Below are 9,950 nucleotides of genomic sequence, written 5' to 3' on the forward strand. Positions count from 1 at the left end.
GGAGGTGAAATCGTGCCAGAAGTCGACCAGCCCAAAACCTACAAACAGCTCCTGGCCGACCTCACCGGTAAGCAGCGACAATTCGTCAAGTACTACGTTCAGGAGCCGAACGCCACCAAAGCCGCGAAAAAGGCCGGCTACAGCGAGGAAACGGCTTACTCGATCGGCAGCGAAAACCTGAGAAAACCTGAGATCCTCGCGACTATCGAAGCTGGCTTCGAGCAGACGATGGGGAAACACGAGGTCCGGGCCCGGACAGCCGAGGTGGCCGCCGCGACCGTCGAGGATTTTCTGAGCATCGAGCGCGTGCCGTACACCGATCCGGTCTACATGGATGCCGAAGACGCGATCGACCTCATTCAGGACAAGATCGTCTATTACGGCGAGGAACTCGACAGCGCCAGCGTGGAGCGCGGCGACTGGATCGCCCAGGAACTTAAGCGCCTGCGCCGGCTGGAGAAGCGCTGCAACCGGGTGATGCAGAAAGCCGATGCCGGCGACCCGGAAAAAGAGCCCAGTACCGAGATGCTCATCGATGTCGAGTGGAAAGAACGCACCGTCGTCAGGATCGACCTGGAGAAGGCGCGCGACGCCGGGAAGCTCCACCTCATCAAGAAGATGAAGGAGACGAAGTTCGGGCTGGAAATCGAGCTGCATGATGCGGCTTCGGCGCGCGAGCTGCTCGGGAAGCACTACCGGCTGTGGGGTGACCGGCTCTCCCTGGAGAACCCGGACGGCACGCCACTCAAATTCCTGGTGGGCATTCCAGAGGACGCCCTGTGACCGCCCTACAAGAGCCGCTTCCCGCTGGAGCACTGCTCTACGAACCGCTCGGTGCGGCCCGCGAACTGTTCTTCGCGCGCGATGCGGAGGTGGTGCTCGATGGCCCGGCCGGCACTGGGAAATCGAGAGGCATCCTGGAGAAGCTCAACGCCCTGGCGCTGAAATACCCCGGCATGCGGGCGCTGATCGTCCGCAAAACGCGGGCCAGCCTGACCGACACCACCCTCGTCACCTGGGAAGAGCATGTCCACCCCGGCTGCGACACCACCAATCAGCAGCGCCGGGTCAGGCAGTCCTACACGTATCCCAACGGTTCCGAAATCGTCGTGGGCGGCATGGATAAGTCCATCAAGATCATGTCCAGCGAATACGACATCATCTGCGCTTTCGAGGCGACCGAGTTCTACGAAGAGGACTGGGAAGCCATGACCACCCGCCTGCGCAACGGCGTGATGCCGTACCAGCAGCTGCTGGGTGACTGCAACCCGGGTGCACCAGGGCACTGGCTGAACGTGCGGATGAAGCGTGGCCAGGCCCGCCGCATCCTCTGCCAGCACGAGGACAACCCACGACTCTTCGACCGGCAGGGAAAACTCACGGGTTACGGCCAGGACTACATCTCCAAACTCGACAACCTCACCGGCGTGCGTTACCAGCGCTTGCGTAAAGGCCAGTGGGTGGCCGCTGAAGGCATGGTCTACAGCGACTGGGACGACAAGCTGAACCTGGTTGAGTTTTTCGACCCGCCGAGTGCCTGGAGCAAGATCCGGGTGGTGGACTTCGGGTATACCAACCCCTTCGTCTGCCAGTGGTGGGCCATCGACCCGGACGGGCGAATGTTCCTGTACCGCGAAATCTACTTCACCCACCGCCTGGTCGAAGACCACGCCGCCCAGATCCGGGAACTGAGCGGCAGCGAGCGCTACGAGGCGACCATCTGCGATCACGACGCGGAAGACCGCGCCACGCTGGAGCGGTACCTGCGCTGCTCGACCCTCCCGGCCTACAAGGCGGTGACGACCGGCATCCAAGCGGTTGAAGGCCGCATCCGCCCCGCGAAAGACGGCAAGCCCAGGTTGACCATCATGCGCGGCGTCCTGGTCGAGACCGACGTGGACCTGGTGGAAGCCAAGAAGCCCACCAACACCTACGACGAGCTGCCCGGCTACGTCTACCCGACCTCGAAAGCGGGCGTCACGGAGAAAGAAGCGCCGGTCAAACGTGACGATCACGGAATGGACACGATGAGGTACGCCTGCGCGTATGTCGACCAGCTCGGTGAACGGAAGCCGGCACGGACGGCAGGTGACGCTATGGCTGCCATGCAAGCCGTTCTGTCCGTCCTACCTGCAAGGAGGTGATCTATGGCCGATGAACTCAACAAGGTGCTGGCGGAGAAGTACCCACGTCCCCTCGCTCGCGCTTCTCCCGCACGCGCCTCGCCCATCAGCCCGATGCCGACACTGGTGCCGGTGGTGCTGGCCAACGCTCAGCGCAAGCAGGCTCCGCTCCCCAAGGGGAGGCTGTCCCGCAGCCCGTCCGACATGGCGGCCGGGTGGTGGTGGCCCAGCGAGCTCCTGGCAGGCCGCAGTCGTCAGGAGGTGATCCAACTCTGCCGGGACGCTTGCCAGGCTGACAGCGACGCAGCTGGAGCCAAGCGGGACATCATCGCCCTGGCGAACCCCGGCTACAGCCTGCAATTCACCGGCTCCGACCGGGCCAAAGCGCAGGCCAAGCGCGAACTCGATCAGCTCGAAAAGCGACTCGGTGACTTCCGAGGCTGGGACGAGCTGATCAACCACCAGCTCAGCGAGGCCTTCGAAGCCGGAGCAGGCAGCCTGGAAGCCTACCCGTTCCCGAGCCGTGGCGGTGTGGCTGGCGTGGAAATCGTCCCCGCCGAAGAGATCACCATCCTGCGTGAAGGCAACGCTCGGGTGTACCGGCAGACCCTCTACGGCACCGACCTCGACCCCCGCACCTACGTCTACAGCCCGTTCGGCCAGCACGCCCGAGATCCGCACGGCACCCCCGTGATGGTCTCGGCCCTGATTGAACTCGAGCGCAAGCTCACGCTCGTCAACGGCACCGACAAGATCATCAACATGATCAGTGATGGGCCCTTCCTGGAAATTGGCGTGCCCCCTCCAACGCTCGACGATCTCGGCTTGGACAGCACAGCAGACCCGGAATACGGCACCAGGCGCGCCATGTGGTTCACGGCTTACCTGGAAATTGCCACCCAAGCACGCAGCCGAGGGGCCATGGTCGTGCCTGACGGCGTCAATTCCCGCGCCGTCCCGCTGACCAGCAATGTTGGCGGCATTGCCGATCTGCACGCCATGAACAACATGCGCTTGTGGTCCGGCCTGATGACCTTACCCTTCCTGCGCGGGAAGACCGAGGGCACCACCCAAGCCCTGGCCGAAGTCATGTACCCGATCCTGCTCTCGCATGCGGAGAACCTGCAGATCGTGGCCCGCAGCGTGGTCGAGCATGTGATGAATCTGCACCTGCGGCTGGCTGGAATCCCAGCGAGCGTAGAGCTGGGATTCGTCGCACCACCCAACCCGTTCAAGCTCGATCATGCCCGCGCCGAACTCGTTACAGCTCAAGCGGATGCGATCTACATGGAACAACTCGGCCCCGAGTACACCCAGATGGTCGCCGCTCGCCTCGACCTCGATCCGCAGAAGGTGCTGGCCTGGCGTGAAGCCAACAAGCCCGCGCCGCCCCCAATGAGCATCAAAGAAGACGTGAAACCCCAACAAGGAGGTGATCCAAATCAGCAACCTTGAATCAATCCAGCGGGCCCTGTACGGCACGCCGTGGGCCATTACCGAAGCCGGAATGAATCTCATGACTGGCATCATCGAGGCGCACCTGTCCGGGGTGCGCCTCTCCGCTGAGGAGAAGCAGCTGCGTGCCGCTAGTCAGGACTACGGCTCTGGCGCAGAGGCTCCTCAGCAGCAGGTGGCCCTGATGAACCTGCACGGCGTGATTCTCAGCCGCGCCAGTGGGGACATGACCATGAGCGGGTATACCGATCCGCAGCGTTTCGCCGCGAACATGCGGCGCGCTGCCGATGATCCGAGCATCTCGCGCATCGTGCTGAGCATCGACAGCCCCGGCGGATCGGTGAGCGGGACCCGCACCGCTGGTGACGCCGTGGCCTACGCCGCCAGCAAGAAGGAAGTGGTGGCTGTTGCCGATGACATGGCGGCCAGTGCCGCGTACTGGATCGGCGCGCAGGCTACCAAGTTCATCGCCGACCCTGGCGCGACGGTGGGCAGCATCGGCGTGATCATGGCCCTCAAGGACACCAGCGAGAAGAACGCCAAGGACGGTGTGCAGACCCATGTGCTGCGCTCCGGTGTCGAGAAAGCTCTCGGGCAGCCGGGTGAGGCCATTACCGATGCCACGCTCGCCCATTACAACGAGCAGCTGATGACCTTCCACGACCAGTTCGTCGAAGCGGTTGCAAAGGGGCGCGGCATGACCGTTGCCCAGGTGCAATTGCTGGCCACGGGACGAACGTGGATCGGTCAGGCCGCCGTGGACGTGGGCCTGGCCGATGCGGTGGGCACCGTTCAGCAAGCCCTCGCTGGAGCCTTCAGTGCCCAGCCCGATGCCCAGCGGCCCGCCGCCAAATCGCCTACCCGCCTCAGCGCAGCGGTAGAGACCCCAGGAGGTGGCCTCGTGCCCCCAGAAGTCCTTGCCATGCTCGGCCTGAGCGCAGAGGCGACCCCGGAGCAGATCCAGGGCGCCATCCAGGAACAGCGCAAAACCGCTGCTGCTACCGAACGCACCAATATGCTCGCCGCGCTGGGCCTCAGCGAAGAACCCGGCAAGCCCGCCAACCTCACCGCCCTGGCCGCTCAGGCCAAAGACGGCGCTGTTTACCGCGAAGCCCAGCTCGACCGCCTGCACGCGCTGACCATCACGATGGAAGGCAACGACCCCGCAGGTATTCAGGCTGCCGACGATGCCCGCGAGGTCTACGCCGCGCAGTCCCTGGAGCGCATCAGCGGCCAGATCACCCGCCTCGAAGCCCGCCGCGACACTCTCCCCGCCGGGCAGCAGAGCAAAGCGCCCGCTAATACCGCCGCCCCCGCTCAGAAGCTCAAACTCAGCGCCTTCGGGCTTGGAGGGAAACGATGAACAGCATTCGAATCGGCAACGTGGTTCACGGCGGCCAGGACCCCAGCAACGGCATCACCTTCATCATCGACAACGCCGTGGTGGTGGGCGACGTGGTCACCGCCGACGCTGCCGTGGCCAACAAAGCCATTCGCGGCGCGGACGGGGCTTTGCCCATCGGCCTGGTCACCAACATCGACGGCGACCAGCTGGGCCGGGTGCAGAGCTTCGAGGAAGTCACCGTCATCAAGCTGACCGGCAGCGTGATCCTCGGACCCGCCGGACTCCAGGGCAAAGGGGACGGCAGCGGCAAGCTGGTGACCGCTGGCACGGCTGGCAGTCTGCTCGTCAACGTCCTGGGTAGCCAGACGATTAGCAGCGTGGTTTATATCGCCGTCAATCGACTCTGAGTCGCTCCCGCCAAACCTTCCCAGCCGCCCGTAGAGGCGGATTTTTGTTGCACCGGAGACCCAACCATGACCATTAAAAAACTCGCTGAATTCCAGGCGGGCATCTTCGAGGATGCCGCCAAGACCTCCGCCAACCACGGGATGGCCTACGTGGACATGAATGCCCACCTCCTCGGCATGGCCGAAAAAGGTGACATCGCCGAGGGCCTCATCCGCGAGGAGTGGGTCGCGGCGGGCATCAGCCCCGTGCGCCAGCTCTTGCACGCCGAGGGCATCACCCTGGGCGGCTTGAACGCCACCAAATGCGACGTCTTCTTCCGGGGCAACGCCAACTCCATCAAGGGCGCGGACGTGGTCTTCCCGATCCTGCTGCAGGAAATGTTCGAGGGGAACCTCGGCATCAACGCCGGAGCGGGTGACCTAACCATGACCAGTCGCCCCGGCGTGGCTGGCGACACCCTCTACCCGCTGGACATGCGCCCACCCGTCGATCAGCGCCTGCCGTACCCCGAGAACGTCGTCACCATCGACGACCTGGTCTCGCTGACGGTCGGCATCGACGGCGACGGCTACAAGGCGGCGCAGATCAACCGCGTGGACGGAGCCACCACCATGGGCCGCGTGGCCGAAGGTGCTGACCTGCCGCTCTACGAGATCAAGCTGGGTGACAACGTGGTGCGGGTCTACAAGTACGGCGCGCGCGTGAAGTTCACCTACGAAGCGCTACGCCGCCAGCGCATCAACCAGCTCGCCGTGCTGATGCAGAACATGGCGTACGACGAGTACGTGCGCCGCATCCTGGCCGCACTGGACGTGGCCCGCAACGGCGACGGCAACGGCAACGCGGCTGTGACCACCAATGCCGCTGGAGCTTGGACGATTCAGAGCATCGACGAGTTCGGCATGGGCGTGGCCTACAACGCCCGCGTGGGCCTGGACCGCTACGTGGGCGATCTGACCGAGGTGCAGGGCACCCGCGCGCTGTGCTACGCCTCGACCGGCGCGGTGACGCTCAACCCCGACCAGCTGGCCATGTACACCGGCATGGCCTACCAGATGCCCGACGGATCTCCCCTCAAGCTCGCGCCCAAGGGCAGCCTGCTCGACGGCAGCAAGACCCTGCTCGGCTGGAACGCGGCCCGCGCCCTGGAGCAGGTCATCGAGAACGGCTCGCAGATCCAGGAACAGGCCCGCCAGATCAGCAACCAGACGCAGGAATTCACCATGAGCATCAACATCGGCTACGCCAAGCCCTGGGCCAACAGCTTCCAGGCCTTCGTGCGGCCCTGAGCGCGAACATGGCGAAGATCTCCGTTGGGCGGGCGGTGCATTTCGTACCGTCCAAGGTTCTCCCTGGTGAGTCGAAGGATGCTCACCGGGCCGCCACGGTATCCGAGGTGACGCCGGAGGGCTTGACGCTGTTTGTCATGCACCCAAGCGTGCCCGGTTCGTTCGTCTACGCCGTTCAGGAAGACCAGAGCGGCAAGGCCAAAGAGAGCTGGCATTGGCCAGAAAGGGAGGAATGAACTGTGGCGAAATCTGACACCGTGAAGGCCATCAAGGAAAAGTTCAGCGTGGACGTCGATGAGGCGCTGAGCCAGAAGAAGCTCGACGAGCTGCTCGCCGCAGAAGACAAGGCTGCCTTCGATGCGTTGCTGGGCGACCCCAATACCCCGGACCCGGCGGCCAGCAGCGCCGCGACTGGCAGTGACACCGAGGGCAAGCGCCGCGTCAAGCTCGGCAAGAAAGCCCAGCCCGGCGTGACGTTCCTGCACCCCATCGACAAGGTGACTATCGGTGAGACGCCGGTGCTGGTCACGGATGACGACTGGACGGCCCAGAAGATCCGCCAGGAAGAACTGGCGCTGGTTTAAGCCGTGCCGCCGGACATCACGCCTACTGACGTGGCAGCCTACGCCCCGGCCAGTCCCGGCGTCTCGGCGGAGCACTGCGCCCTGGCTGTGGACTGGGTGGCCTGGATGATCAAGCGCGGCAAGGTGGATCCGGCTTCGCTGGACGAGCGGGAGTTGCGCGAGGTCGAGCGGGCCGAGTGCGCGTATGCCCTGTACGTCGCGGCGCAGGGCGTCGGTGCGGGCAGCCGGACGAGCGTGAGCGAGGGGGCACTCAAATCGGTGGAGGTGGTCGGTGAGATCAAGATCGAGCGCGCCGCCCTGAATGCCGAGCAGTCCGCCGCGAGTGCGGGTCTGGCTGCTGACACCTGGCTTCAGCAGGCACGCATGCACCTGCGGGCGGCAGGGATCAGCGTCTGGCAGTCCGTGGTGGGAGCGTCGAGATGAGCCTGCTCAGTGAAGTGCTGGGCGCGGTGCAGGGCATTCAGCAGGACGCCGAGCTGAACGAACTTCGCTTTCGTCACTCGGCCACCTGGAGCGACGGCACCACTTGCCGCTTTAGCGTGCAGGACCCGGCGAAGGATGGACGTTCTAACCCGCAGCGGCTGAGCACCTCTCCGCTCGATGCGAGTCTCAGACGTCTGAAGGTCCACCCGGATGACGTGATGCCCGCTCCTGGCGCGAGCACGCCTTACCAGTCCGGTCTGTTGGTGCGCGGTTCCCAGACCGACATCAGCGACTTCACCGGCACCAGCACCGGCGTATGCCGATTGGTGGACGCGCGCCTGCTGGCCGCCGCGTCCGAACTCTCCACCCGCGCCGAGGCGATCAGCGGCGTGGAGTTCGACCTACTGCTCCCACTCCTGGGGCAGTCCATCAAGGTCAGCCGCCCTGTGCCCGTGCCGGACGGCCCGCCGCCTGACATCGAGGACGGCGTGATTACCCTCCCGGTAGGTCAGCCCGTCCACCTCACCGACGATTTCCCTGCCTACGGGTATCAGGTCAGCGACAAGGAACGCCAGCAGTACGCCAGCCTCGGCGCGGACATCGGTATTCCGCTGTGGCGCGTGCTGATCGACCGGCGGGCCGATCTCAACAAGCCAGGGTTCAGCCTCACGCTCAGCGGCGACAAGCTGACGGCCCCGGTGCCGCTCAAGCCAGTCGGTGACGCCGAGCTGGTCGGCGCGGCGGGCGTGGTCTGGCGGCTGATCTGCCAGGCGGTTGGACAGCGCTGATGACCTGGACTGAGAACCCACAACTGCGGGCCATGTTGCTGGCGAGAGCCGCGCTCGCCGAGAAGGCAGGCGCGGAAGAAGCGGCGGCATTCCTGCGCGAGAAGCTGGAAGGCGCAGGTACGGGCAACAAGTGGCCGGGCCTCCCGAACACCAGCTCCGCCCCAGGGGAGTACCCGGCTGAGCAGAGCGGGAAGCTTCTCAAATCCATCGACGCCCAGCCGATGGGCCAGTTCTGGGCCTTTGGCAGCTTCAACGCGCCAGTTGAGGCATTCGCACTGGAATACCCAGCTCCTGGGCGCACGGCGCGGCCCTGGCTAAGCAAAATGCTGGCCGATCCGGACGCCCGCGAGCGGGTTATGCACGCCATGTGGGAGGTGATGCGGCACTGACCGTCGACCAACTTTTATACGGGCTGGGCCTCATCCTCAACCGCGATCCAGCCGGAAATTACCTCAGCAACGCCCCGCCCAATCCGCTCCCAAAAGCGCCATACGCGGTCACCCAACTGCTTAACGGCAGCCGCGAAACGTTGCTGCACGGCGGCGCGCAGACCCGGCGCGCGCAGGTGCTCATCAGCATTTACGGCTTCACCGCCGACGCCGCAGGCTTCCAGAGCTGCGGCATCGTCCTTGCTCACCTGCGCGCCCGCGCCCGCGAGGTTGATCGCCTCGCCGGGTACCCGCGCATCACCGAGTGTCAGGCGGCCGACGAGTCGCCCGTCATGCGGGATGTGGGCACGCAAAGCCACTACGCGTCAATTCGCTTCGTCCTCTCATTCCTTCAAGGAGTCTCCACATGACCCAGCAGCCCTTGCCCACTGCTCTTCCGACTGACAACACCCCCAAGACCTACTCCGGTACCCTGCTGACCGCGTACCTGCTGCTGGCGGGCCAGACGACCCTGGTGACCGGCACCGTGACCACGGGCGGGACCCTGACGGCCGCCGCTGCGACCACCATCACCGTGACAGCGCTCCCCGTCGCGTTGCCCAGTGGCACGGTGCTGGACTTCGGTGGCGTCAAGGCCACCCTGACCGCTGCTGCGGCTGCGAGCGCAACTGCCCTGACCGTCTCGGCGCTCAGTGCCTCGATTCCTGCTGGGGCGACGGCCGCCTACCAGAACTTCGACGAGATCCCGCTGGCTGAGGACTTCGCGCCGACCCTCACCGACGACGAAGAGACTGTAAAAGTCCACGGCAGGATCACCCCGATCCGCACTGTCAACGGCAAGGACCTCACCGCCATGGTCAAGACCGTGGCGGCCATCGACGATCCGGTGATCAAGCGCCTTGTTATCCTTGGCACCCAGATCAGCCCTGGCAACCGCGCCCGCTTGATCTTCAAGTATGCCGACGGCTTTGCCATCCTGGCGACCGTCAACATCGGCTCCCCCAAGCCGACCGGCGCGGTAGGCAGCACCCAGCGCTACGAGTTCAGCGGCAACCTCGCCGGCAAGATGTTCTGGGCTGACCTGAACGAAACCACCCCGCAGTGGTACCCGATCGGCACGCTGGCGGTGCCCACGCCCTAATGACC

The 9,950-nt window shown here is 64.9% G+C and carries 13 protein-coding genes; all 13 read left to right on the forward strand.

Annotated features, from left to right (window positions below):
- The first annotated feature begins 12 nt into the window (after window positions 1-12).
- The gene (locus GUI70_RS08810) at window positions 13-783 is read left to right on the forward strand and encodes a terminase small subunit (protein ID WP_161881931.1); all 771 of its coding nucleotides are present in this window, start codon (window positions 13-15) and stop codon (window positions 781-783) included.
- Window positions 780-2,144, forward strand: coding sequence for a phage terminase large subunit (locus GUI70_RS08815; protein WP_237724798.1), 1,365 nt, complete (start codon window positions 780-782; stop codon window positions 2,142-2,144). The genes GUI70_RS08810 and GUI70_RS08815 overlap by 4 nt, the downstream gene beginning before the upstream one ends.
- A 3-nt stretch (window positions 2,145-2,147) precedes the next feature.
- Window positions 2,148-3,578: a hypothetical protein gene (locus GUI70_RS08820; protein ID WP_161881932.1), complete on the forward strand. Its 1,431-nt coding sequence runs from the start codon at window positions 2,148-2,150 to the stop codon at window positions 3,576-3,578.
- 52 nt (window positions 3,579-3,630) lie between these two features.
- Complete coding sequence (locus GUI70_RS08825) at window positions 3,631-4,941, forward strand: S49 family peptidase (RefSeq protein WP_161881933.1); 1,311 nt, start codon at window positions 3,631-3,633, stop codon at window positions 4,939-4,941.
- Window positions 4,938-5,330, forward strand: coding sequence for a hypothetical protein (locus tag GUI70_RS08830; protein WP_161881934.1), 393 nt, complete (start codon window positions 4,938-4,940; stop codon window positions 5,328-5,330). Before GUI70_RS08825 ends, GUI70_RS08830 begins: the two co-directional genes overlap by 4 nt.
- A 66-nt stretch (window positions 5,331-5,396) precedes the next feature.
- On the forward strand, window positions 5,397-6,620 hold the full coding sequence (locus GUI70_RS08835) for a phage major capsid protein (RefSeq protein WP_161881935.1): 1,224 nt from the start codon (window positions 5,397-5,399) through the stop codon (window positions 6,618-6,620).
- A gap of 8 nt (window positions 6,621-6,628) precedes the next feature.
- Window positions 6,629-6,856 (forward strand): hypothetical protein, encoded by a 228-nt coding sequence (locus GUI70_RS08840; protein WP_161881936.1) that lies wholly within the window; start codon window positions 6,629-6,631, stop codon window positions 6,854-6,856.
- A gap of 3 nt (window positions 6,857-6,859) precedes the next feature.
- Window positions 6,860-7,204 (forward strand): hypothetical protein, encoded by a 345-nt coding sequence (locus tag GUI70_RS08845; RefSeq protein WP_161881937.1) that lies wholly within the window; start codon window positions 6,860-6,862, stop codon window positions 7,202-7,204.
- Between the two features lie 3 nt (window positions 7,205-7,207).
- Entirely contained in the window at window positions 7,208-7,627 is a 420-nt protein-coding gene (locus tag GUI70_RS08850) for a hypothetical protein (RefSeq protein ID WP_161881938.1), read from the forward strand.
- A complete protein-coding gene (locus GUI70_RS08855; protein ID WP_161881939.1) occupies window positions 7,624-8,415 on the forward strand; it encodes a hypothetical protein in 792 nt (263 codons plus the stop codon). Before GUI70_RS08850 ends, GUI70_RS08855 begins: the two co-directional genes overlap by 4 nt.
- A complete protein-coding gene (locus GUI70_RS08860) occupies window positions 8,415-8,804 on the forward strand; it encodes a hypothetical protein (RefSeq protein ID WP_161881940.1) in 390 nt (129 codons plus the stop codon). Before GUI70_RS08855 ends, GUI70_RS08860 begins: the two co-directional genes overlap by 1 nt.
- Window positions 8,783-9,214 (forward strand): hypothetical protein, encoded by a 432-nt coding sequence (locus GUI70_RS08865; protein WP_161881941.1) that lies wholly within the window; start codon window positions 8,783-8,785, stop codon window positions 9,212-9,214. Before GUI70_RS08860 ends, GUI70_RS08865 begins: the two co-directional genes overlap by 22 nt.
- Window positions 9,211-9,945, forward strand: a complete 735-nt coding sequence (locus GUI70_RS08870) for a hypothetical protein (protein ID WP_161881942.1) — start codon at window positions 9,211-9,213, stop codon at window positions 9,943-9,945. The genes GUI70_RS08865 and GUI70_RS08870 overlap by 4 nt, the downstream gene beginning before the upstream one ends.
- Window positions 9,946-9,950 lie beyond the last annotated feature (5 nt).

The organism is Deinococcus alpinitundrae (assembly GCF_009982895.1).
GTDB lineage: Bacteria > Deinococcota > Deinococci > Deinococcales > Deinococcaceae > Deinococcus > Deinococcus alpinitundrae.